The organism is Sphingobium soli, from assembly GCF_020782245.1.
GTDB lineage: Bacteria > Pseudomonadota > Alphaproteobacteria > Sphingomonadales > Sphingomonadaceae > Sphingobium > Sphingobium soli.
In genome coordinates this window covers 129,011-153,363 of sequence record NZ_JAJGNP010000007.1, presented here as the reverse complement: position 1 = coordinate 153,363, position 24,353 = coordinate 129,011, and the positions used below count along the sequence as shown (strand labels likewise).

The following is a 24,353-nucleotide window of genomic DNA, read 5'->3' as shown; positions in this document are numbered from 1 at the left end:
CCGGACCATCATGCGCCGTTTGATCCTCTCCCTGTCCGCGCTCGCCTCCTGTCTAGGCGCGCCTGCTCACGCCGAAACCAGTCAGGATGAACAATTCTGGCTGAACCTCACCAGCATGGGCTCGATCAAGGACGACCTCGTCTATTTCGCCGAAATACAGCCGCGCGTCGGCGATGGCATATCGCGGATCGATCAGGCGCTGTTCCGCGGCGCGATTGGCTGGAAATTCTCACCTTCCGTAACGCTCTATCAGGGCTTTGCCCATATTGTGGTGCCGGTCGAAGGCGGCAAGGACGTGAATGAAGAGCGCAGCTTTCAACAGATCAACTGGACGCTCGGCAAGCCGTGGGCAGGCGAATTGTCCTCCCGCACACGCCTCGAGCAGCGATGGCGCTCCGATGGCGATGACATGGGCTGGCGACTGCGGGAAATGCTCCGCTATGAAAAGCCGCTCAAGCCGGGCAGCGATGCGCTCAACGCGCTGGTCTATGCGGAGGGCTTCATCGCGCTGAACGATACCGACTGGGGCGTGCGCGGAGGTTTTGACCAATTGCGCAGCTTCATTGGGGCAGAGGTTGGCCTGCCCGGTGCTTCCACGCTGGAAGTGGGCTATCTCAACCAGGTCATCAACCAGAGCGGTGGCGACACGCGCGTCAATCACGTCGCGTCCGTGACCCTGTTCTTCCGACACTGATGGATCCGGTCAGGCGGTCAGCGCCTCGACCAGCGCCTTGACCTTTTTCTGCCGCCATTGCGGCAGCGGCGCGATCAACCAATAGGCGAGCAGGGTGGGCGATGGATCGCCCACCTGACGCACCCGCCCGGCATCGAGGTCCGCCTGCGCCAGCAGCTGCGGCACCCGTGCGCGTCCGAACCCGTTTGCAGCCGCTTCGATCGCCAAACCGCCATCGGCAACGCGAATGATCGCCGGCCGATCGTCCGTTGGACAGCCCGGCCAGTCGATCCGCAGATCGGGACCACCGGTCGCCGCCTCCACTGTCACATAAGCGGGATCACCGATCTTCACTCCCTCATGCTCGGCGGGACCATCCGCCAGCCGCAGCGCAAGATCCAGATTTGCCTCAGTGAAATCTAGCGCATCGTCCGCAGCGATGAGTTGAAATGTCAGGTCGGGCTGGCTCGCGGCATAGGCGGCAAGGCGCGGTTGCAGCCATTTGGCGGTGATGTCGCGCGGCGCTGCAATGGTGAGCGCGCTGCTGGATTGCCCAGCCTGCATCGCCCGCACAGCTTCTTCAAATTGCAGGAAGCCGGCCCGCAAAGCATCCAGTCCGCCTTCGGTTTCCGGCGTCAGTTCCAGCCCCTTTGGCGTGCGCCGGAACAACACGACGCCCAGCATATCCTCCAGCGCGCGAATCTGCTGCCCGACCGCTGCCGGCGTCACCGCCAGCTCGTCGGCGGCGCGGGTGAAGGACAGATGACGTGCGGCAGCGTCCAGAACGCGTAGGCCATTCAGCGGCAGATGCGTCCGCTTCATTCGGCAATCGCCGGCGCGATCAGCGCGAAATGCGGAATCTTCACCTCGAATATCTCGCCGTCCAGCCCGATCATCCGATAGCTGCCCTTCATCGACCCGGTCGGCGTCGCGAGTGGGCAGCCCGAAACATAATCATAGCTTTTTCCTGGCTGCACCACCGGCTGTTCCCCGACCACGCCATCGCCGTCGACGCGCTGCTGATTGCCGCGTCCGTCGGTGATGATCCAATGGCGGGTCAGCAACTGCGCCGGCTGATCGCCCCTATTCTCGATCCGGATATGATAGGTCCAGAACCAGCGCCCCCTGTCCGGTTCCGACTGTTCGGGCAGATAGGTGACGGCCACGTGCACGCCGATATCGCGCGTCGTCGCGTGGAAGGGGAAGAGCGCAAAGCTGGTCGTCATGGCCGACAGATGCGCCCTGCCCCCCAGAAGGTCAACGACCTATCGCTCGCAGCGCCTGATCGAAGTCGGCGATGACATCATCGGCGTCTTCCAGGCCGACATTCAGGCGCAGCATATCTTCGGTAATGCCGACTTCCAGCCGTGCCTCCTCGGCCATGCCATAATGAGTGGTCGACGCCGGATGCGTCATCAACGACCGGGAATCGCCGATATTGTTGCTTATATCGACCAATTCCAGCGCGTTCAGCAATCCATGGGCCTCGGCCCGGCCACCCCCGACATAGAGCGAGAAGATCGGGCCTGCCGCGTCCATCTGCTGCATCGCCAGGACATGCTGGGGATGGCTTTCCAGCCCCGGATAATTGACCTTCGGCAACCGGCCCTCCAGGAAGCGGGCGACCTTGAGTGCATTATCGCTTTGCCGCCGAATCCGTAGATCCAGCGTTTCCAGTCCCTTGAGCACCACCCAGGCGTTGAACGCGCTCAGCGTCGGCCCGGTATTGCGGTGGAAGGGCAGCAGAACGGAATCGATCCAGTCGCGCGTGCCGCAGATTGCGCCAGCCAGCACGCGACCCTGCCCGTCCATCATCTTGGTCGCGCTATAGGCGACCACATCGGCACCAAATTCCATCGGTCGCTGCAACGCGGGCGATGCAAAGGCATTGTCGACGACGGTCGTAATCCCCCGCGCCTTCGCGATGGCGCACACAGCCGCGATGTCCACCACGTCCATGGTCGGATTGGCGGGTGTCTCGAAAAAGAAGACCTTGGTGTTGGGCTTCGCCGCAGCCTCCCACGCGGCGGTATCGCGCCCGTCGATGGTCGTTGTCGCAATGCCGAATTTAGGCAGCAGCGTGTCGACCAGCCAGCGGCAGGAGCCGAACGCCGCCTTGGCCGCCACGACATGATCGCCCGCCGACAGCTGGCACAGCAGCGCGGCCGTCATCGCGGCCATGCCCGTGGCGGTGGCGCGACAGGCCTCTGCCCCTTCCAGCAGGGCGATGCGCTGTTCCAGCATCTCCACCGTCGGGTTCTGGAGCCGGCTGTAGGTCATCCCAACCTGCTCACCGGCGAAGCGCGCGGCAGCGTCCTCTGCCCGGTCATAGCAATAGCCGCTCGTCAGGAAGAGCGCTTCGGACGTTTCGCCATATTCGCTGCGCGCGGTCCCACCTCGAACCGCCAGCGTCGCCGGCTTCCAGTTCTTGGTAATTTCCGGATTCTGTCCGCTCTTCCGCTTCATATTGCCCTTCGCATATCCTGCTGAACGCACGGCGTCGCGCCGCCCAATATCTCGGCCATCTGGCTCCGGTCGCCATTACCGCCCGACAGGATTACCGCAACCGTCTTGCCGCGCATTCGGTCCTTTTCCTGGATCAGCGCTGCGAGCGCCACCGCGCCAGCCCCTTCGGCCAGATTATGCGTATCTTCCCAGTAAATGCGGATCGCATCGGCGACCTCGTCGTCGCTGACGGCGACGAACCGGTCGGCGCGCGGTCCAAAATAATCAAGCGCTTCCTGTACCGGCGTGCAGACGGCAACGCCATCGGCGAAGGTGTGGGCGGTGGGACTGGCCAACAGCTTCCCGGCCTCGAACGATCGCTTAGCGGCGTCGACATGGGCCGACACGACGCCGACCACTTTCGTTTTCAGCCCCAGCGCGTCCCGCGCCGCGATCGTGCCGCATAAGCCCGATCCGCAGCCCACGGGCACATAAACGGTGTCGATGTCGGGCACCGCGTCGAACAGCTCCAGCCCGTAACTCGCAACCCCGCGCACCAGTTCGCCATGATAGGCCGGCACCATGTAAAGCCCCTGTTCCTCCGACAGCCGCAGCGCCTCCGCCTTGGCGCTGTCGAAGTCATGGCCATGCTCGATCAGCGTTGCGCCCAGTCCGCGCATGGCCGCATTTTTTTCGAGGGCATTACCGTGGGGCACGACAATCGTGATGGACAGCCCCGCCGCACGCGCCGCGCGAACCTGCGCCTGTCCATGATTGCCCCGCGTTGCGGTGATGACGCCAGTGACATCGGGATGCGTGCGCCGCAGCCAGTGGATATAGGGAATGGCGCCGCGAACCTTGAACGCGCCCGTTGGCGTGTGATTCTCATGCTTGATCCACACGTCGCACCCCGTCCGCGCCGCCAGCAATGGCCAGGCATATTGCGGTGTTGGCGGCACCTGTGCATGAACCATGTCGGCGGCGGCGCGAAGCGATGGGAGCGAGAGATCAGTCATTCTATCTCTCTATGCAGTCGCCGTCCCGAAGGACAGGACCGGTATGCCCTGATTGGCCCCGTCAGGCAGCGATTCGATCTTTCGGCATCAGGAGCGGGTGGAGGTGCCGTTCTTCCCATGCCATCTGGTCGCGCAGGCCTTCTTGCAGTTCCAGCACCGCTGCCCGATAGCCTGCCCAGTCCGCTTCGATCTGAGCGGGCGTCCATATCTTGATATGATCGCTGTAGCGTAGAAACAGGGCGACGATAGCGCGGCCGTGTTCGCGCAACGCCTGACTAGCCTCAGGCAGAAGGGGGCGTTTGCGCAATGTCTGCACCATTGCGTCTTCCCGCGCCATATGTTCGCGAAAGCCTTGGGAAAAGGCGATGCGCCGTCGTGCGACGTCGGGCATATCTTTCAGCTGCCCGCTATGCATCATCAGCGCGAAATCGTGCATTATCCGGCGCAGACCGTCATGGTCGCGCCGCAAATCCATCATCATTATCTGCGACCCCATTTTCTCCTTAAATCGGCCTGGCAGCGACGAAGTTAAGCGAACACCCCATATTTGCGGTGAGCCGAGCTATCACAGTGCGGCCAGCACCGCGTCACCCATCTCCACGGTGGTCATTGCGCCGCCCAGATCCGCCGACCTTGCCCCATTGCGCAGCGCCTGCGCGACCGCAGCCTCAACACGGTCCGCCTGCTCGGACAGACCGAGCGAATAACGCAGCATCATTGCGGCGGACAGGATCGTCGCCAGTGGGTTAGCCTTGCCGCTACCAGCGATGTCGGGAGCGGAGCCGTGGATCGGTTCATACAGCCCCTGTCCGCTGCCGTTCAGCGTCGCCGACGCCAGCATCCCGATCGATCCAACGCACATGCTCGCCTGATCCGATAATATGTCACCGAACAGGTTGCCGGTGACGATCACGTCGAACTGACCGGGGTTGCGGACCAATTGCATGGCGGCATTGTCGACATACATGTGGCTGAGCGCCACGTCGGGATAGTCGCTCGCGACCTCGATCACCACATCGCGCCACAACTGGCTGGTTTCCAGCACATTGGCCTTGTCCACCGAACACAGCTTGCCGCGACGGGCACGCGCCGCCTGGAAACCGGCATGGGCGATGCGTCGCACCTCGGCCTCATTGTAGGACATGATGTCATAGCCTTCGCGATGACCCTCCGCCGTCGTGCGGAAACCCTTTTCCCCGAAATAAACGTCGCCATTGGTTTCCCGCACGATCAGCAGGTCGATCGATCCCGCCACTTCAGGCTTCAGCGCGCTTTCATGCGCCAGTTCGGGAAAGACCTTGGCCGGGCGCAAATTGGAAAAAAGACCCAGTTCCTTGCGCAGGCCAAGGATCGCCTGTTCGGGGCGCAGGTGGCGTTCCAGCGCATCACAGTCCGGATCGCCGACCGCGCCGAACAGGATCGCATCGGCGCTTCGCGCGATGTCCAGCGTTTCGCGCGGCAGCGGATGGCCCATCGCCTTGTAGGCCGCGCCGCCCACCAGCCCATCCGCATAGGTCAGTCCGTCGATCGCGAGCGCGTCGAGTACGCGCTTTGCCTCTGCGACGATCTCGGGTCCGATGCCGTCTCCGGGGAACAGGGCGATCAACATGTCCTACACTCCTTATCTTGCGTGGCAGCGCCTTATGGAGACAGGAGGTTTCACGCAACCGCCCTTTTGAGGCGCTCGACCAGTCTTTCCCGCGCCGCCAGCACATCTGTGCGGCGTTCGGTCATGACGGACCGCTCCAGAAAGAAACCGGTGAGGCGCAGCCCGTCCATGATGTCAGCCCAATCTCCCGCGCCGCCGCCGACCAGAAAGGGCGGAAGCGGCAGCAGGCGTTGCTCATATCCCAGCGCCCCGGCCCGGCTGACTGCCGCTGCGCTGCGCGGGCTGACAAAGGCAAGGTCATTGACGTCGCCAAGGGCTGCGCAGCGGCTGAGGTCTAGCCCGAAGCCCAGTTCCGCCAGCATCAGCAGTTCATAGCGCACTAGCGCCACCGCCCAGCCGCGGGCTGCGGGAGCCGCCTCCACTGCGTCGAGCAGGCCAGCGAGCGCCTGATATAGCGCCGGATAGGGCGTGGCTTCAGGCAAGGCCGCGGCCGTCAGTGCGCAGCTCCAATCGATCGCGGCCGCTGGCAGCGGCTCAGCCAGCAGCGGCGCCCGGCTATGTGCCAGCTCGACCGCCAGCCCGGCGAGTTGATCCTCCGTCCGCGCGCGAAAGTCCGCCTTCACCACATTTCCCGGCAGCAGTACCGGCCGCATCGCGCGCGACCGCCCGCCCCGAACATAACCCGCCGTCAGCCCATGACCGGGGGTCAGCAGCCGCGCGATCGCTCCATGTTCGCCATGGGCGCGCACGGCGCAAACGAGGGCAAAGGTGGAGAGGTGGGGCATGGTATCCGTCTCTACCCCGCGATGCCACGCCCCTCAACAACGGGGAACTAACCCTATTTACGATAGACGCTCTTAAGATTCATGAACTCGTGCAGCCCGAACGGCCCAAGCTCGCGGCCATGGCCCGAGCGCTTGACGCCGCCGAAGGGCGCTTCAGGCGCGGAGGCCAGCATCTGGTTCACCGCCGTCATACCGGCCTGCACGTCGCGAACGAACCGTGCCTCCTCGGCCGGATCACTGGTCCAGACCGATGATCCCAGGCCGAAGGGGATGGCGTTAGCGATGGCGAGCGCGTTGTCGATGTCCGACGCCTTGAACAGCATGGCAATCGGCCCGAAAATCTCCTCGCCCATCAAAGTCGGATCAACCGGCACGTCGGTCAGAATGCCCGCCTGCATATAGGCGCCCGGCCCGGTTGCGGCTTCACCGCCGATCAAAGTCGCGCCGGCCGCCTTCATCGTTTCGATCTGGTCCAGCACGCTCTGCCGCTGCTCCGCGCTGGACAGCGGCCCCATGTCGCTGTCCTCTGCGAAGGGATCGCCCGCCTTCACCGCCGCCATCGCGGCGGAATAGCGCTCCAGAAAGGCCTCGTATATGTCGGCATGGACGATCATCCGCTTGCCGCAGATGCAGGACTGGCCCGTATTCTGGATGCGGGCGGTCACGGCCTGCTCGACCGCCGCGTCCAGATCGGCCGAGGGCATGACGATGAACGGGTCGGAGCCGCCCAGCTCCAGCACCACTTTTTTCAACGCCCGGCCCGCCTGCTCGGCCACCGCGCGGCCTGCGCCCTCGCTGCCGGTCAGGGTGACAGCGGCGACCCGGTCATCGGCGATGATGGCAGCCACGGCGTCCGAACGAATAGGCAAGTTCTGGAATAGTCCGTCAGGTGCGCCCGCAGCGCCCATCATCTCCTGCATCAGCGCGGCGACGCCCTGCACATTGCTCGCATGTTTGAGAAGCCCGACATTGCCCGCCAATATGCAGGGCGCGAGAAAACGGACCACCTGCCAATAGGGAAAATTCCACGGCATGACCGCCAGCACCGCGCCAATCGGCAGCCAGACCAGATCGGCCTTGCCGCCCGACGATAGCGTAATGCTGCCGCCCTCCAGCATTGCGGGGCCTTCCTTCGCATAATGACGGAAGGCCGCGACGCATTTGTCGACCTCCGCCAGCGCGGATTTCAGCGTCTTGCCCATTTCCAGTGTCGCCATGCGGGCCAGCCTGTCCCGATTGTCGTGATAGGCGTCGGCCAGCGCGGTGAGCAAGGCGGTCCGATCCTCGATCGGCGTATCGCGCCAGATCGCGAAGGTCGCCTCTGCCCGGTCGAGCGCGGCGTCGATTTGTGCCTGCGTCATCTCCTCATGCGTGGCGATCTCTTCTCCGGTGGCGGGGTTGATGCTCTTCATGCTTGGCTCCGGATAGGGTGATTCGAAAGGGGCACAGCAATGTCCGTGCAGGGGCACAACGAAAACACAGCGGCGAAGTTCACACCGTCGATGCGATGCGCAACCGGCCAGCGGGCAGCCCGACGCGACAGCCAAGCTGTGTTTTGACGGATCAGGGCAAGCCACTCCGATCCAGTGCCCGCCATCATTGATCCGATGGAATTGTGCCTGGGGAGGATTGTGGTGGGCCCGGCATCTCCTTAAAATAACAAATAACCATTTAAAAATATTACATATTATTCATCCCCTTGCCGACGGTACCCCAATGGATACCCCTATCACCACGTGACTGGCTTTAATGCTTTTTTTCATTATGCTTCACTCTTCTCCATTCAGTAAGTACAGCATGGCCAACAAATGGACGTTATACAGGGTGAAGCAATTGAGCATGAGGGTGATGAAGGCCGATTAGTTACGAGCAAAGGCACGGAGGAAAATATCCCGTACCTCATTCACATCAGAATCAATAACTTCATCGCGATAGATTTCGGTTGACCCAGACAGCAAGAAATCCTCGACTTTTGATATGCAAAGACCTCTCAATGCCTGGGCTAATCTTAGCGGGTTGCCTTCGCGTAATGAACCACAGCTCATGGCTTTGGCGAAATAATTGGCGAGTATCTTGTTGGTAACTGACTGTACTCGGGCATGATAAATTTGACCAATCTCCGGAAATCGGGCTCCCTCGCCTACGACCAATCGGTATAAGGATAAGGCATCTGCCGACGTTACCGTTTTCAGGAAATTAAAGCAAAAGCGTTCGACCGCCGTGGCGACATCCTCAGAGGGATCAAGTATCAAGCAAAGCCGTTTGTGATACTCGGAGGTTGCTTGGTCAAGGACGGCGGTAAACAGCTCTTCTTTCGAAGGAAAATAACGCCACAAGGTGCTCTTTGAGCCACCGAGCGTTGCAGCTATTCCTGACATGGTAGTCTGGGCATAGCCATCCTGCAGAAAGGATCGGCGAGCCACGGCAATGATGAACTGCCGTCGATCGGACTGACGCTCTTCCCTTCGAGAAGGCACTCCCTTAATCTTGGACGGCATAACCACAACTACAAGTTCGCCCTGGGATCAGAAAGGATAGGTCGCGGGTAGTAGGATAATCAATACAAAATCGCGCTCGTAAAGCTTTGTCCTCGAAACCTTATTTTCTGCGAATTTTTGACAATCTAGCTCTCACAGATTGCGAGCAGCGTTTTCTTGATCAGCGTCTTGGTATGGCTGGTGATTGGCGACGGGGCATCGGCAACAGCCGCCAGCTCTTCGGCCAGCGCAAGGTCCTTTTCGCCGATGCCGGCCTGGCTGGCGAAAAAGGCGCGACGGGCGGCGTCTCCCGGATTATTGCGAAAATCGATGAAACCCGCCATGGGCGGGGTGAGATTGCCGTTGCGCTTCATCACGGTCAGCAGCTTGTCCATCGGCACGCCGGACGCCTCCGCCACATTGGCGACTTCGACACCTAGCATGATACCACACCAAGATACGAGATTGTTGCAGATCTTGAGGGCCATCGCCGATCCGAGCGGGCCGATATGCATCGTGTTCGTCGAAAAGGCGTCCAGTACAATCTGGACGCGCGCGGCGACGGATTCATCGCCACCCGTCATGCAAAAGACGAACGGGCCGTTCTTGGTCATTTCAGTGCGCGTAACTGGCGCATCGATGACATCGACACCCACGGTGGCAGATCGTTCGGCTATCTGCTGTGCAGTTTTGGGCTTGATCGTGCTGTGGATGAGCAGGCTCGCCCCCCGCTTCATTACAGGCAGCAGCGCATCAACACATTCCAGCACCTGCGTGTCGTCCCGGACACAAATGCCGACGGCGTCGGCGTCCTTGCCTACCTCCGCTATGGAGGCGGCGAGCTTCGCGCGGCCCTCGAATTTCGCCAGCGCATCGGGAAATACATCGTAAACAGTCAGGTCGAGCGGCAATTTGGCCAACTCCCGCGCCTGATCGCCGCCCATGCTGCCGAGGCCGATGAACCCAATTTTCCTGATACTATCTGTCATGAAATATCCCTCAGGCTTCGTCCAAGTTCGCGAATGAGCTAATCACTCCGAACGTCTTTCGTAAATCCCCGACGGGGTCCGCCTGACCGCCAAACCATTGCGGGAGCGCCAAGGCCGACAGGTCACGCCTAGCTTTTCGGCCCGAAACGAAAGGTGGCGCCGATGCCCCATGTGAAGGGATCGCCGATATAGTCGATCGCCGTGCCCAGTGTCGGCAACTGATCGGCGAATGCGCGGGTCACATATTTCTTGCCGCCGATGTTGCGGCCGAATACCGACAACTCAAGATTGGGATCTTCGATCTGCAGCGCGATACGCCCATTAAAGAGCCCGTATCCCGAAATGGTGTTGATCCGGTTGGCGATGGCGACCGCATCACGATAAGCCTGCGGACGACGCGGATCGGCGGTGAACAGACCGAAATTCTGTCGACCGATATAGGCGTAGTTCACGTGGATCGAGAGTTCCCCGACCGAAGTGGCGAGTTTCTGGGTCACCGAGATGCCGAACTGCTTTTTGGGCATCTGCGGCAGAGCCTCGCCGCTGCGGACGACCGAACAGCGGACTGAACCCGCAGCGGTGCCAGCGACGCAATCGGACACATTGGCGCCGGCGACGGGGACGAACTGCTGCTGCTCAACGAAGGTACCGGCGACATATTTGCCGTCGAGCAAGGCAAGATTGCCGGAGACCAGCATTCCTCCCCAAGGAACAGCGCTTATTTCGAGTTCGCCGCCATAGACACGCGCGTTACCCGAGTTGCGGAGGAATTGCGTGGTTGTACAAGCGAGCGCGCCCGGTGGAGTGATGCAATCGGAAGCATTGCGCTGCACCTCAGACTGCCAGGAATGGAAAGCCGCGGCATTGATACGCAAACGGTTATCCGATGTACTGAACTTGACGCCGAGTTCAACGTCCCTGACCTTCTCCGGCTTGAACGGCGGCGTCGCGGCCGAACCATTACGCATGTTGAAGCCGCCGGCCTTCGATGCGGCGCTCGTTTTCACATAAGCAAACAGGCCGTCGGTGATCTCCACATCGATGCCTGCCGTCCAGGCGGGATAATCATATTTGACCGAACGCGGTAGGCTGCAAGGCGCAATGAAATCCGGATTTGAGAGCAGTTCAGGCGCGCAGCTATTAGCGGCCAGATTCGTTCTGTTCAGCAGAACAACCTCTCGCTTATCCCATGTCCAACGGACGCCTCCTGTAAGACGGATCGTATCGGTCAGACGGTAATAGCCCTGGCCGAACAGGCCGACCGAGATATTCTTCACTTTGCCGTAATTCAGGCTGAAACCGAAATTGGGTGCCGGGGCTGCGGGGGTAAAGGAGCCGAACGTCTGCGCCACCGACGATTCACGGCCGCTTTCTGTCGAATAATAGCTGCCGAGAATATAACTGAACCGATCGCCAAGCTCTCCGGACAACTGAAGTTCCTGGGAGTATTGATCGGACTTGTAGGCACTTTCGGCCGCCAGAATCTGAGCAGGCGTACCATCGAGTTCGTTCAGACCTATTGCGTTGCTGTAGCGATAGGCAGAGATGGATTTCACCGTAACAGAACCGATTTCGCCATCTATCGTGAGATTGCCGCCATAAGCTTCCAGCCTGTTATAGGCACTCCGGCTGCCCGCGGTCAGAAACCCATAATTGGACCCGACCGGCGGATTGGTGCTGAATGGAATGCCATAGGCATTATACCAATAGGCTTTGTTGTGCAGATATGCCGCAAGAGGGGTTGCGGCGTTGATCGCGCCGATTGCCGCGCTGGCGCCCGGATTGACCGCTGCGAGGCCGACGAACTGACCATGATCCTTGATGATATTGTAGTCGCCGCTGAGCGTCGCGGACCAGTTGCTGCCGGCGGGCGCCCAACGCAATTTAGCACGGGCATAATGGCTGTTACGGTCCTTCAATTCGCTGTTCGAGGTCACATTGCGGGCGTAGCCGTCGTGATCCACGAAATCATAGACGAAGCGCGCCGCCAATTCATCGCCCACCAATGGTACGTTGAGCACCGCGTCGATATTGCGATAATCATAGTTGCCGCCTTGAATGCGGAACTGTCCTTCGAAATCGCCCGTAGGATTGACCGTGACGATGTTGAGCGCGCCGCCGGTGGTGTTGCGACCGAACAACGTGCCCTGGGGGCCGCGCAGGACCTCGACCCGCTGGAGGTCGATGAGATCGGCCGAACCCTGCGAAGGACGCGGAATATAAACCCCGTCAACATAGGTCGCGACCGAAGGGTCGTTGGCGACGCCCGGGTTCAATGCCGGCATGCCGCGAATGGAGATATAGACGAAACCCGAACCGCCCGGGGCGCCGGTCGCGATCGACAGGCTGGGCGCGGTGCGCTGCAGACCAGCCACATCGCCGACCTGCGCCTGTTTGATCATTTCAGTCGAAAGAGCGGTGACGGCGACCGGCGTCGTCTGGATATTTTCCTCGGTCCGCCGGGCGGTGACCACGATGTCCTCTATTCCCACAGAACCGATCTGATCCGCCGCCACCGCCGGCGCAGCGGCCGTGACAAAAACCGACAAGCTCGCCAAGGCGCTTGTCCGAAACCATTTCTCTGAAGCCATATTATCCCCTCCCAGAGCCATTGCATACGGGCAGGACGTTTTTCTATCTCTACCCATCCCCATCGACGGCTAGCATTGGCAAGGAGCCCGGAAAACCGGCTTCCGCGCCATGTCCTGTCTGCGATCAAACCAATGTCCGCTTCGCGATGCTTTGGAATTTTTCGACCGTCGGGCCATGAACATGATGACGGTTTCGCGATGGGATGTCCGGTTTGCGCAATATGATTGAGCATCGACCTGTTTTGGATGAGGCCCCATAACATCGCTTATAAAAAGGGTCGACAGTAGGCTTTGAAAAGGGGGAGCGGACCCAATGGCGATGGCGAGCGAACGATCCAAAATTCAGCCGACTGGCACCATTCTCCCATGCCAACCGCTCACAACCGCCTATTTCCACGTCGAGGACAGCATCATTGCCAACGGCATTCGGGCCGACATCCGACATTTTGCCTGGGATCGCAGTTGTGACGCCATATTCGAGCCGAACAGTCACTATCTCGACTATTCGCTTGGCCCACGCGCGCGCGGCTCACGCCTGTTCCCCGACGGCCGTCGTCATGCGCCGCCCTTTGGCGAGGTGTCCTATCTGCCCAAGGGGAGCCAATTTGCGGCGCGCTGCGAACCCAGCGAATATCGCATTTTCTGTTTGACGTTTGAAAGCCACGCAGCAGATCAACTCTTCGAGAATGACACGCTACCTTCCTCATTGCCCCCCTGTTTCGATGTGAAGGCACCGTGGATACTGAACGGTATGTCCCGGCTTGCACACGAGGTGCGCCATCCCGGCTTCGCTCCCGCCATCATGGTCGAGACCATTGCGTTGTCACTGGTCATCGACCTCTGTCGACACCTTCAAATTCCACACAAATCCGATGTTGAAACCGATCAACGCATGGCGGACTGGCGCCTGCGCCGTCTTCAGGAACGGATCGAGGCGGAACTGGCGGGACCATTGTCGGTCGTCGACCTTGCGATAGAATGCGGTGTCAGCTCACGGCATCTGGCGCGGATCTTCAAGAACACGGTCGGAAAGACGCTCGGCAGCTACATTGCCGATGCGCGGATTGCGCGGGCCAAACGGGAATTGATGCAGGATGGCGCTCTCATCAAGGTCATCGCGGGCAATTGCGGCTTCCAAAGCGCTGCAGCCTTCAGTGCCGCCTTCCGGAAGGCGACAGGCCTCAGCCCAGGGGCATTCCGGAAGGATATACTATACAGCTAGACCGCACCAGAGCAGGGGCCGACGCCATCGACCCCGCTCCAGATTGCCGTTTCAGGCGCTCACTCCCCATATCGGTGGGCGTGAGAGCCTTGGGAATATTCAGCCCCATTGCAGGTGGAGGTCCGGCACATGCAGGATATTGCCCACATAATATGGCACCCGGAAACCGTCTTTGATCCGGAATTCCGGTATGGCCTTGACGAATTCCTCGACCGCGATCTGCAGTTCCAGCCGTGCCAGGTGCATCCCCAGGCATTTGTGGATGCCACTGCCCAGCGACATGTGCGGCGCCTTGCGATCGAAGCGGATCGCTTGGGGATCTTCATAGAAAGCCGGGTCGCGTCCCACCACGGGGGAACTAAACGCCACATAATCGCCGGGCATTATTTTCTGCCCATGAATCTCGATGACCTTGGTTGCGATACGGAAGGCCGTAACCGGCGCGAAGGCGCGCAGGAATTCTTCGACTGCCAGGACGATCAGCGATGGATCAGCGCGCAGCTCGTTCTGTTTGTCCGGATGCGACGCCAGATAGTTGAAGATGTTGCCGAGCAGGGACGTAACCGTGTCGAGGCCACCAATGTACAGATTGAAGCAATGGCCGAACACCTCGTCATCATTCCACAAACGGCCATCGACCTCGAAGGTCAGCACCTTGCTGATATAGTCGTCGCGCGGCTGCTGGCGACGTGCCTCAATCTCTTCCAGCAGATAATCCTTCACGCAGCGTACGGCGTTACCGCGCACTTGCCAGTCGTTGGAATGGAGCATTTCCTTTTCCCATTTAAGGAATTGCGTCATTCTTTCCTGCGGAAGGCCCAGCAGATCGAGGACGATGAAGATCGGGAATTTTTCCGAAAACTCATCGATGAAATCGCATTGTCCGCGATCCTTGAAGGCATCGATCAAGGCCTGCGCTCGCTCGCGCACCTGTTCCTTCATCGCGAACATCTTCTGGGGTGCGAAATGACTGTTCAGCGCCTTGCGATAGCCGGTGTGGATTGGCGGGTCGGCCTCGGTTGGAATGACCAGCCAGTTCTCGCCGATATTCTGCGCCCATTTGCCCATGCCATTCTTGGTGAAATTGTCGGCATCGCGCAGCATCGCCTGTACATCCTCGGCATTTTTGAGCAGCCAGCCAGGTTGATCGCCCGGGAAGATGTTGGTGACATAGGTGATCGGCGGCAGCTCCGCATGCATCGCGGGGATCAGCACTTCCTGTGGGTTGTCATAGATCACCGTCCGCGAAAAGAGCGGCAGCGCCATCGCCAGTTCGGGCGGCACGTGATCCGGCAGGGGCTGTTGTGCGACTTGGGTCATCATAGTCTCCGAAGCAAAAAGAGATAAATTCCACCCCTGCCAAAGACAGGTGCGATCGTGGGCGTCCGTCTGTGACTGGTGAGCATGCGGACGATCCGCAATGACAGGAGGCGATGCACATGAGTGAGGCAGACGTGCTGGATCTGGAACAGGCGATCCGGGACAATTACCGGCTGTGGAACGAAGGGAAGCGCGACGAACTCGATCGCCTTTTCCGGGCGTTGGGGCCAGAGGGGTTTACGATCGAATATGTCGGATCGCCCGCCGTGGACGGCGACGCCGCGATGGCCGACATGTGGGCGGAATATGGCGGAAAATGCACGACGGAACCGCTCGAAGTGATCGTCAACGGCGCCGAGGGCGCCGCTTATGTTGCCAACCGCCTGCAAACCAAAGATGGCATTGTCACTCTGCCCAGCCTCGAAACCTACAAGGTCGCCGATGGCCGGCTGACGATCCGCTATTTTCATCGAACCGGTCATTAACCTTGCATGTTCCGACGTGCAGGCGCTGGACACGGCTCAGTCCTTCGCCTGCATGAAGGCCAGCAGGTCGGCATAATGGGGTTGGTGGACGAGGCCGCCGCCCGAAATCGAGATATTCTCGCCCGTGATGTAGCGCGCTTCGTCCGAAGCCAGGAACGCGACCAGCGCCGCGATATCATCCGGCGTTCCGAATTCCGGCGTCAATATGTGCCGATGGATGATTTCCTTCAGCCCCGGCACGGTCTTTTCAAGGGCTTCGGTCAGCACGACACCCGGCGCGATACTATTGCAGCGGATATTCTCCCGCCCATGCTGGGTCGCCACATATTTGGTGAGCCCGATGATCGCCGCCTTGGACGAACCATAGGCGATGCGCGCCAGATCCCCTGCACTGCCCGAATTGGATGCGGTGTTGATGATCGAACCGCCGCCGCCCGCGACCATATGCGGGATGGCATATTTGCATCCGAGCAGATAGCCGGTGAGATTGACGTCGAGAATTTCGCGCCAGATGCCGATCGGGATATCGACGGCTGTGGTATCCTGCGGGCTTTTGTCCGGATCGGTCATTGCCGCGTTGTTGTGCAATATGTCCAGCCTGCCGAAATGGTCTACGGTGCGATCGACCATCGCCTTTACCGATTGCGGATCGGCAGCATCGAACTGTACCGGCAGTGCGTTGTCGCCCAGCGGTTCCGCCGCGCAAACGGCGGCAGCCTCGAACAGGTCGGCGATCACGACGCGCGCGCCCTCCGCGACCAGACGTCGGGCGACCGCGGTACCGATACCGCCGCCGCCGCCCGTGACGATCCCTACCCTGTCTACCAACCTCGTCATCATGCGCCCGTCCCCGGTGATGGCTGGCGAGAGAAAGCTGCATCGATTGCAGATTGTCCCGCCAGCCACTTATCCGATCAGAATTTAAACGTTGTTTCAACGCCATAGGTAGCCGGCTGGCCAACATAGGCGGCTGCAATTCCCAATGTCCGATAGAGATCGGGGAAGCGGCGCAGCAGATATTTCTTGTTCGTGATGTTGCGGCCATAGACCGCCACTTCGACATTGGGATTTTCAAGCTGGAACGCGATACGCCCGTTGAAAATGCCATAGCCAGGTACGAAGCCGAGGCGGTTTTCCGTCTCGTAGGCCGCCTTTGTCGCCGCCGACGCCTGATCCGCCGCCCGGACCGCATCGAAATGCTGACCCCCGACATAGGAATAGGCGCCAGTGACGGCGAGCGTGCCGCCGCCGACAGGAATCTTCTGCGTGGCGCTGACGTTAAGCTGCTTCTTGGGCAATTGCAGCAGCGGCAAGCCGCTCAGATCGACGACGCAGCCGTTGGCGACCCCGGCGCTGTTGGTGCAGCCGCTGCCGGCCACCACCTGGATTTCGCTGAAGCTGCCCTTCGCATATTTGCCATCCTGCAGCGAGCCGTTGACGCTGAGCGTCATGCCTTCCCAGGGCACGGCGGTGATTTCATTTTCTATGCCCCAGATGCGGACCTTGCCGTTGTTCTGGATATATTGGGTAACACCGATACCGGTCACGAAGCTGTTGACGATCGCCTGATTGTCATCCTTCCAGGTATGGAAGACCGCCGAGTTGAAGCGCAGGCGTCGGTCGAAGAGATCGACCTTCAGACCGGCCTCCACATCCTTCACCTTTTCAGGAGAGAAGGCAGGCAGGCCGCCTGCACGCAGGTTCCAGCCGCCGGCCTTCGCCGCGCCGCGGGTCGCAGCATAGAGGAAGATATTGTCGCTAGCCTGCCAGTCGATGCCCAGGTTCCAGGCCGGATAATTGAATTTGGCATTCTGCTCCTGATTGCAGGTGGTCGCCGTCACGGGGCTGGTTGGCGTCACGGTGCAGTTGATGCCAGTCGGCGTACCCGCCACGGCGACGTTATAGGGCAAACCATATACCTGCGCATTATGCAGCACGCTGTCGCGGGTGTCCCATGTATAACGGAAGCCGCCGACCGCACGCAGCTTCGGGGTCAGTTCATAATAGGCCTGCGCGAACAAACCGAAGGTCTTGTTGGTGACGTCGGCGTTGGAATCGCGGATGAGTCCGCCAAAAATCTGCGAGCGGCTGAATTCATAGCCGCTTTCCTTGCCGGCATAAGCGCCCGTGATGAAGCTGAGGCTGTCGGTAATATTGCCGGAAAGCTGGAATTCCTGAGAAATATAATAGGATCCAGACCCTGCAAAAGTCGCCAGCAACGGGACGGCCGTACCGTCCGTATCATTCTGGCCATAGTTCATCGAATGGCGATAGCCCGTGATCGACTTGAAGTTCAGGCCACCCAGTTCGACGTTGAGCGTACCGGAAAACCCATATACTTCGAGCGTATTGAATGGCTTCACACCGTAGAGAGCCTGCGCTTCCGGGGTCAGCGCACCGATCGTGGCCGGGGTCGATGTCCCGGTCGCGGTGTTGCCCCACCAATGATCCTTGGTCAGCAGACCGGCCGTGAGGCCCGGCTGGAAGGCGGCGGGGACGATCGCCGGATTGAAGGCCCAGAGCGCGATCTGCTGACCATGGTTGGACTGGCGGTTCCAGTCGGCCGAAAGCGTCAGGTCCCAGCCATTGCCTTCATATTTGAGCTTGCCGCGTAAGAATTTGCTGTTGTTATCGGAAAAGTCGCGATTGGTGGCGAGATTGTCGCCATAGCCGTCCCGCTCGTTGATCGCGCCGCTCAGGCGGATCGCGAGCCCCTCTGCGAGCGGTACATTGATATTGGCCTGCGCACCCAACGTGCTGTAATTGCCAAACTCCGCCTTGAAGGTGCCGCTGAGCTCGTCGTTCGGATCGTTGGTGACGATGTTGATCGCGCCACCGGTCGTGTTGCGACCAAAGAGCGTACCCTGCGGCCCGCGCAGAACCTCCAGCCGCTGAACGTCCTGAATATCGGTCATGCCCGTTGAGGGACGAGGGATATATATCCCGTCAATATAGGTGGCCACGGCCGGATCGTTGGCAAGGATCGGCTGGAGATTGCCCTGGCCACGAATGGCCACGAAGACGATGCCGTCGCCCCCCGCCGAACCGCGGCCGATGACCAGGCCCGGCGCGGTGCGCTGAAGATCGACGACATTTTCCACCTTGGCCGTCGCCAATGCTTCGGGCGTGAGCGCCGTGACAGCGATCGGGGTCGTCTGAAGACTTTCTTCAGTGCGGCGCGCAGTGACGACAATATCCTGAATGCCTTCGCTTGCACCCGATTGCGCCTGCTGCGCAAAAGCGGGCTGCGCCAGAGCGACGACGAGCGCGCCCATGCCGATCGCGCCCATGGTGACGGCCTTATCCATGTCTTCCTCCCCTAGATTTAATCATATGTCGATTTGACGTATGGAATATGTTTAGCTTGGAGCCGATTTGCGCCATAGTGGCCGAGCCCGGATTGACTGCGCGGCGATAGAATTTGGCCGCTCACCGACAGTTTCCTGCTGCCGCGGTCAGTGGACCTGCGTCGGATGGCAACGGAAATCCTTCGGCGTCTGGCCGGTCGCTGATCGGAAGGCGGCGGAGAAGGCGGACGTGCTGTTGAAGCCACATCGCCAGCTGATTTCCTTTATGCGGGAGTTGTCGCTGCGTAGCAATTCCTTTGCCAGGGCGATCCGGCTGCGCGCGACGAATTCACCCAGGCTGCAGCCCGTTCCCTCCTTGAAGACGCGTGCGACATGCCGCACGCTCATGTTGCAGTCGCGTGCGATATCGGCGACGCCGAGCGGCGCGGAGAGATTCTCCATCACATAATCAATGATGTTCTGGACCTGTCGCGTGCTGCGCGAGTGCAGGCCGCGCCGTTCGCAAGGGCCCATGTGCCGGGTGAGTTCGACCGCAAGACCCATCAGCATCGATTCGACGAGCGTCTGGCTGGCAAATCCGGGCGTCCGCAGTTCCGCAGCCAGTCCCGCAAAGAGCCGGCGCATGGAAATATTCTGGACGTCGGCGCAAGGCTCCACCTTGTTCAGCGGCTGCTCTCCGTCGAACAACTCCTCCAAAAATTCGTCTCCGAGCGCCACGCAGACGAGATGGCGCTCCTGGAGCGCAGGCTCGCCGAAATATTGGCGATGCGGCGGCATGTAGAGGATGTCCCCCGACGCGGCGCGCCGGTCCGGGCGGCCCATGCTGACCATGCTGACCATGCTGCGCCGCGGCTGACCATCGAGCGAATAGTCGAGATAGTGTTTCTCGGGACTGAAAACGCCGCTGCTGGGCTGGACCCAGTCGAAATGCCGCACGTCCACATGTGCGTCGCGAACGGTGGCCGCCGCTTCGATGTAGAAATTCTGGACGCCAAGCCTTCCTTGGCCGGTCCAATCGCTCTCCGGACGAAACATCTCTACCTCTGCCATTTTATATTTGTCTGCGAGCCAGATAGGCGCGCCACCCGCTTTTTACCTCTATCTTCGGATAGGTGGTCAAGACCCCGCCTACAGGCACATCCATGGCGCGTGCCCGATCGAGGCGCGGCATGGGAGCATGGGCGATATACTTGTCGTGCCCCCGTTTCTATGTTCAAACAGGAGGCGCTCAATGTCCATCGCACCGCTCTTGCAGCAGCGGACGCCATGAGAGCGCCATCGGACAAACCTGCCGCCGCCAGCCATTATCCCTGGTATGTACTGGGCATATTGACGCTGGCACAGACCTGCCATGGCATAGACCGCGCCATCATCGGGCTGGTGTTGGCGCCGGTCGGACATGAATTTGCGCTCTCCGACGGACAGTTGGGGATATTGGCGGGTTTCGCCTATGGCATATTCTTCGCGCTCGCCGCCCTGCCCTTCGGCGTGGCCGTGGATAGCTGGAACCGGCGCAACCTGATGACCGCGGCGCTGACATTGTGGAGCGGCGCGACCGCCTTGTGCAGCCTCGCGACAGGATTCTGGACGTTGCTCATCGGCCGGGCCGCGGTAGGGACCGCCGAAGCGGGGGGATCGCCGACCGGCATGTCGCTGCTGAGCGATTATTTCGGCGAAGACCGGCGCGCAACCGCCATCGGCATCTGGTATCTGAGTTCGGGAATCGGGCTCGCCATCGCCTTCATCGTGGGCGGCGCAATCGTGCAGAGCGCCGGATGGCGCTGGGCGTTTGTGGCCGCCGGCGTGCCGGGACTGGTGCTGGCGCCGCTGCTGCTGCTCACGGTCAGGGAACCCGTGCGCGGGGCACATGACGGGCCGGCCCCGCAGCAGGAGGAAACGCTGAGGCTGGTGCAACGCATCCGCTTGCTCGCGGCGCGGCCGGGACTGCTGTACTGCATCTTTGCCATCGTCCTGATCGCGGCCGGCATCTACGGCATGAGCACATGGCTCACCACTTTCCTGATCCGGGTCCATGGCATGCCCATTGCGAAGGCGGGCATCCTCATCGCCATTGCCTATGGCGGTCTCGGTTCGCTGGGCGGATTCCTCGCGGGCTGGGTGATCGACCGCGTCAATCGGCGGCGGGGTGGCTTCGATCCGGCAAGGACATCCCTGTTCGGCGCGGTGATACCCTTGCTGACGGCCGTGACCGGGGTCGGTACGGTCCTGTTCCACGACGTCGATCTAATGCTGGCGCTGCTGATGGCCTGCGGCTTCCTCAGCGCGTCCTATAATGGTCCGATCTACGCCGTCATCGTGACAATCGCCGGACCGCGCCTGCGGGGCCTTGCGGTATCGCTGGTGCAGTTGGGCGCGAACCTGATCGGCGTGGGCGCGGGCACCTATCTGATCGGCGCGGTCAGCGACTTTGTCGGGGGAACGGCCGGTGTCGCCTGGGGAATCGGCACCGCCATGCTGTTCACATTCGCCGGGGGCATAATGCTGCTGCTGGCGTCGCGCGCGATCCGCCGCGCCAAGGCTAGCGGCGACGCATAAGAAAAGGGCGGCCTGATCTTTCAACCAGGCCGCCCTTCATCCTGCACGTCCCATCACTTCGCGGCGTTGCGTTCCTTGCGCCGTGCCTTGGCGGCTTCGATCCCCCGGAATACGGTGGTCGTATTGCCCGCCCCGGCATAGAAGAGCACGAAGAGCGGCAGGAAATCCAGCTCCTCATCGGTGAATTCTTCGTTGATGAGGGCGCCGTTCATCTGGATCTCGACCAGATCGGCGCGGCCCAGCATGGCCGTGGCGCCCAGCACCAGCAAGCGCTTCTCTCGCATCGAGAAAATGTCGCTCGCCCACAGATTGGCGAACTGATTACCGACGATTTCCTGGTTGAAGGACGATTCCCGATACGGGAGCGTCATTTCCGACGATCCCGGTCCGTAGACCTTGTCGAAGACTTCCAGCCCCTTCTGCCACTGCGCTTCGTCGATGCTCATGCCTTTTCTCCCATTACATTTTCCAAGCCCACGACCGTCTGATCGGTTCGGCGCGTCAATTCGACCAAGGGCAGCGCGATGCCGTAGCTGCGCGCCAGATCGATGGCGGCATCCAGATCCTTGACCATCAGGCTGCGGGTATATTCGCGCACTGCCGCTTCCTGCTCGCTGGACGACGGATCGTCGCGCACCGCCAACATCAACGGTCCGCCGACGCTGTCCGAACTGGCGTCGATCACTTCCGCGAGCTGGCGGATATCCACACCGGCATTGCGACACAGGACGGACGCTTCATAACCGGCGCGAAGGCAGCCGAAGACGATGACGTTGCGGGCGATCTTCGCGGCCATGCCCGCGCCGGGGCCACCCATATGCGCCACCAGCTTGGCAAAGCCGTCCAGCACCGGACGCACCTTTGCGATTGTTTCATCCGTACCGCCGACGAGGCAAACGAGGCCATGCTCGCGGGATTTAGGGCCGCCCGTCACGCCGCAATCGACCAGTTCCACGCCTGCCGCGTCGGTCAGGGCGCGAATGGCGTCCAGATCCTCGATCGAGACGGTCGCGACCAGCACCACGATCATGCCCGGTCGCGCGCGCGACAGCACGCCGTCGGGGCCTGACAGCACATCAATCGTCTGCTTTGCGTTGACGACGGCGATGATTACGACATCGGACTGCGCGGCCAGTTCCGCTGGACTGGCGACGACGGACGGCACGCCTTCCAGCATGTCGGCAGCGTCCGCGCGAATGTCGTAAACCGCAGCCAACTGCTGCGTCCGCGCAAGGCATATGGCGACGCCCGCGCCGATCTGCCCCAAGCCGATAACGCCTGCTCTTTCTTCCATCCTCACGATCCTTTCCGCCGCTTGGTTCGCGGTCCTGTCATATCCAGACCGCAAGGGTGGCATAGCCGGGGATGCGCCGTCATCCCGTCAACTGCTGCGTGGCCGAACCTCGACAGATTCACCGTCTTTCACGACGCATTTGTTTCCAGCGGCAGATTTTTTGCGGCCAGGCAATAATGGAGAACCGCGATCAGGAGCACGGATGCCGACAATTGCATACTCAGTTGCAGGCCGCTTGCCGATGCCGAGAGACAGGCGGGTGGCAGCGATGCCTTGCCCGAAACGAGGCAGTCGGCGGCATAATTGCCCTTATAGAGAAAGACAGCGAGGCGATCGCTGAGATAGCCCAACACCACCGATCCCAACCCCAGCCCGGCGACGGTCTGGCCGAAGGCATGAAGCGCCGCAGCCGACGCCCGCATGCGCGGTTCGACCAGCGATTGGGTGATGGTCATGATCGCAGGCGTGAAGGCGTAAAGCAGGGTGGTGGCGACAAAGAGAAAGGCGACCAGCAACCGCCAGTCCGATTGATGGATCGCCAGCAGATAGAAGGGCAGGGCCAGCCCCACCGCGATGGCAGGCGCCCACCCGCCCCAGCGTATGTCCCGCTGGATAAGCCGTCCGATCAGATAGCCGCCACTGACCTGTCCGACCATCGTCGCCAAACTGAACGACAGCGCGAACACGAGGCCCGCATGCGCCAGCGGGAGATCGAACCGGCGAACCAGCAAGGGGATTAGGAACAGATTGGTGCCGAACCCCACCAGCCCGACGAAGCCGCTGCCAAAGGTCAGGTGCAGGAAGGCAGGCGAACGGGCGAGCCGCCGAAGCACCATGGCGAAGGGGGGCGTATCCGCACTCTGCCCGGCATCCTTCCGTTCAGGTTCGGGAATGGTCGCAACCAGTAGCAGCGCCAGCAGCAGGCCGGGCGCACCAACCGCCACGAGCGCAAGACGCCAGCCGAACGCCTGCGCCACTGCGCCGCCCGCGATCGCGGCGACGGCGCCGCCCAGTGGTACGCCTATCGCGATCAGCGAAAAGACGACCGCGCGGCGCCCGGCATCGAACCGGTCGGAAATCATGGAAACGAGCGCTGGCGTGAAGCCCGCTTCGCCTATGCCGACGCCCATGCGGCAGAGCAGCAGCTGGACATAGCTCCCCGCCGCGCCGGACAACGCGGTCATCAGCGACCAGAGCATGGTCACCACGGCAATGATCCGAACCCGGCTGTAGCGTTCGGCCAGCCGCGCCAGCGGGATGCCGAGCACGGCATAGAAGATGGAGAAGGCCAGCCCACCCAGCATGCCAAGCTGAAGATCGCTCAGGCGCAGGTCGTGGCGAATCGATTCGCCGACCACGGCGATGATCGTGCGATCGATGAAATTGAACATGTAGATCGCGCCCAGCAGCAGCAGGAACCATCTGTCGTGCGGCCGAAACCCGCCTGCGTCCTTCATTCTCTCTCCCTCGCATCTGGCGGCTTTCATTCCATATGTGGGACAGATAGAACAGATTCTTTTCGATATGTATCGGTTTTCTCTTGAAACCATAGTGGTACTGCGCCAACAGATCGCCATCTTCGA

Annotated in this window: 22 protein-coding genes; 4 read left to right on the top strand and 18 right to left on the bottom strand. The window is 61.0% G+C overall.

The features are described from left to right. The first annotated feature begins 10 nt into the window (after nucleotides 1-10). Complete coding sequence (locus tag LL253_RS11055; protein ID WP_228227172.1) at nucleotides 11-694, top strand: DUF2490 domain-containing protein; 684 nt, start codon at nucleotides 11-13, stop codon at nucleotides 692-694. Between the two features lie 9 nt (nucleotides 695-703). Here LL253_RS11055 and LL253_RS11050 read toward each other — a convergent pair whose 3' ends face one another. The 11 genes from LL253_RS11050 to LL253_RS11000 all read right to left on the bottom strand — a co-directional run bounded on the left by LL253_RS11050 (nucleotide 704) and on the right by LL253_RS11000 (nucleotide 12,585). Then, nucleotides 704-1,495 (bottom strand): LysR family transcriptional regulator, encoded by a 792-nt coding sequence (locus LL253_RS11050; protein ID WP_228227171.1) that lies wholly within the window; start codon nucleotides 1,493-1,495, stop codon nucleotides 704-706. After that, entirely contained in the window at nucleotides 1,492-1,899 is a 408-nt protein-coding gene (gene apaG / locus LL253_RS11045; RefSeq protein ID WP_228227170.1) for a Co2+/Mg2+ efflux protein ApaG, read from the bottom strand. Before apaG ends, LL253_RS11050 begins: the two co-directional genes overlap by 4 nt. Before the next feature lie 31 nt (nucleotides 1,900-1,930). Further along, nucleotides 1,931-3,139, bottom strand: coding sequence for a trans-sulfuration enzyme family protein (locus tag LL253_RS11040; protein ID WP_228222412.1), 1,209 nt, complete (start codon nucleotides 3,137-3,139; stop codon nucleotides 1,931-1,933). After that, nucleotides 3,136-4,134 carry a threonine dehydratase gene (locus LL253_RS11035; RefSeq protein ID WP_228227169.1) on the bottom strand — a complete coding sequence of 333 codons (999 nt, stop codon included), beginning with the start codon at nucleotides 4,132-4,134 and terminating at the stop codon, nucleotides 3,136-3,138. The genes LL253_RS11040 and LL253_RS11035 overlap by 4 nt, the downstream gene beginning before the upstream one ends. A gap of 61 nt (nucleotides 4,135-4,195) precedes the next feature. Then, nucleotides 4,196-4,615, bottom strand: a complete 420-nt coding sequence (locus LL253_RS11030) for a hypothetical protein (RefSeq protein ID WP_228227168.1) — start codon at nucleotides 4,613-4,615, stop codon at nucleotides 4,196-4,198. 84 nt (nucleotides 4,616-4,699) lie between these two features. Then, on the bottom strand, nucleotides 4,700-5,743 hold the full coding sequence (gene leuB / locus LL253_RS11025) for a 3-isopropylmalate dehydrogenase (RefSeq protein ID WP_009821778.1): 1,044 nt from the start codon (nucleotides 5,741-5,743) through the stop codon (nucleotides 4,700-4,702). 50 nt (nucleotides 5,744-5,793) lie between these two features. Then, nucleotides 5,794-6,528, bottom strand: a complete 735-nt coding sequence (recO, locus tag LL253_RS11020) for a DNA repair protein RecO (protein ID WP_228227167.1) — start codon at nucleotides 6,526-6,528, stop codon at nucleotides 5,794-5,796. A 53-nt stretch (nucleotides 6,529-6,581) separates the two neighbouring features. Further along, complete coding sequence (locus LL253_RS11015; protein WP_228227166.1) at nucleotides 6,582-7,940, bottom strand: NAD-dependent succinate-semialdehyde dehydrogenase; 1,359 nt, start codon at nucleotides 7,938-7,940, stop codon at nucleotides 6,582-6,584. Between the two features lie 447 nt (nucleotides 7,941-8,387). Continuing rightward, a complete protein-coding gene (locus LL253_RS11010) occupies nucleotides 8,388-9,026 on the bottom strand; it encodes a TetR/AcrR family transcriptional regulator (protein ID WP_083951070.1) in 639 nt (212 codons plus the stop codon). A 125-nt stretch (nucleotides 9,027-9,151) separates the two neighbouring features. Beyond that, on the bottom strand, nucleotides 9,152-9,994 hold the full coding sequence (locus LL253_RS11005; RefSeq protein WP_062731359.1) for an NAD(P)-dependent oxidoreductase: 843 nt from the start codon (nucleotides 9,992-9,994) through the stop codon (nucleotides 9,152-9,154). 128 nt (nucleotides 9,995-10,122) lie between these two features. Then, nucleotides 10,123-12,585: a TonB-dependent receptor gene (locus LL253_RS11000; protein ID WP_062731360.1), complete on the bottom strand. Its 2,463-nt coding sequence runs from the start codon at nucleotides 12,583-12,585 to the stop codon at nucleotides 10,123-10,125. A 313-nt stretch (nucleotides 12,586-12,898) separates the two neighbouring features. Here LL253_RS11000 and LL253_RS10995 point away from each other — a divergent pair, with 313 nt between their 5' ends. Beyond that, a complete protein-coding gene (locus LL253_RS10995) occupies nucleotides 12,899-13,807 on the top strand; it encodes a helix-turn-helix domain-containing protein (RefSeq protein WP_009823696.1) in 909 nt (302 codons plus the stop codon). A gap of 99 nt (nucleotides 13,808-13,906) precedes the next feature. Here LL253_RS10995 and LL253_RS10990 read toward each other — a convergent pair whose 3' ends face one another. Next, nucleotides 13,907-15,127: a cytochrome P450 gene (locus tag LL253_RS10990; protein ID WP_228227165.1), complete on the bottom strand. Its 1,221-nt coding sequence runs from the start codon at nucleotides 15,125-15,127 to the stop codon at nucleotides 13,907-13,909. A 119-nt stretch (nucleotides 15,128-15,246) separates the two neighbouring features. On the opposite strand from LL253_RS10990, the gene LL253_RS10985 reads away from it, so the two are divergent. Then, entirely contained in the window at nucleotides 15,247-15,612 is a 366-nt protein-coding gene (locus tag LL253_RS10985; RefSeq protein WP_009823698.1) for a hypothetical protein, read from the top strand. A gap of 36 nt (nucleotides 15,613-15,648) precedes the next feature. On the opposite strand, the gene LL253_RS10980 is transcribed toward LL253_RS10985, so the two are convergent. From LL253_RS10980 to LL253_RS10970, 3 genes are all read right to left on the bottom strand, one after another. Beyond that, on the bottom strand, nucleotides 15,649-16,452 hold the full coding sequence (locus LL253_RS10980) for an SDR family NAD(P)-dependent oxidoreductase (protein WP_083951073.1): 804 nt from the start codon (nucleotides 16,450-16,452) through the stop codon (nucleotides 15,649-15,651). A 74-nt stretch (nucleotides 16,453-16,526) separates the two neighbouring features. Continuing rightward, entirely contained in the window at nucleotides 16,527-18,920 is a 2,394-nt protein-coding gene (locus tag LL253_RS10975) for a TonB-dependent receptor (protein WP_062731362.1), read from the bottom strand. Between the two features lie 147 nt (nucleotides 18,921-19,067). Next, the gene (locus LL253_RS10970; RefSeq protein ID WP_062731363.1) at nucleotides 19,068-19,955 is read right to left on the bottom strand and encodes a helix-turn-helix domain-containing protein; all 888 of its coding nucleotides are present in this window, start codon (nucleotides 19,953-19,955) and stop codon (nucleotides 19,068-19,070) included. 174 nt (nucleotides 19,956-20,129) lie between these two features. Here LL253_RS10970 and LL253_RS10965 point away from each other — a divergent pair, with 174 nt between their 5' ends. Next, on the top strand, nucleotides 20,130-21,476 hold the full coding sequence (locus LL253_RS10965) for an MFS transporter (RefSeq protein ID WP_009823702.1): 1,347 nt from the start codon (nucleotides 20,130-20,132) through the stop codon (nucleotides 21,474-21,476). A gap of 53 nt (nucleotides 21,477-21,529) precedes the next feature. Here the strand turns inward: LL253_RS10965 and LL253_RS10960 are convergent, their stop codons facing one another. The 3 genes from LL253_RS10960 to LL253_RS10950 form a co-directional block, all read right to left on the bottom strand. Further along, the gene (locus LL253_RS10960) at nucleotides 21,530-21,922 is read right to left on the bottom strand and encodes a carboxymuconolactone decarboxylase family protein (protein ID WP_009823703.1); all 393 of its coding nucleotides are present in this window, start codon (nucleotides 21,920-21,922) and stop codon (nucleotides 21,530-21,532) included. Beyond that, nucleotides 21,919-22,770: an NAD(P)-dependent oxidoreductase gene (locus tag LL253_RS10955; protein ID WP_062731364.1), complete on the bottom strand. Its 852-nt coding sequence runs from the start codon at nucleotides 22,768-22,770 to the stop codon at nucleotides 21,919-21,921. The genes LL253_RS10960 and LL253_RS10955 overlap by 4 nt, the downstream gene beginning before the upstream one ends. A 128-nt stretch (nucleotides 22,771-22,898) precedes the next feature. Further along, nucleotides 22,899-24,227 carry a spinster family MFS transporter gene (locus LL253_RS10950; RefSeq protein ID WP_009823705.1) on the bottom strand — a complete coding sequence of 443 codons (1,329 nt, stop codon included), beginning with the start codon at nucleotides 24,225-24,227 and terminating at the stop codon, nucleotides 22,899-22,901. Nucleotides 24,228-24,353: the final 126 nt, after the last annotated feature.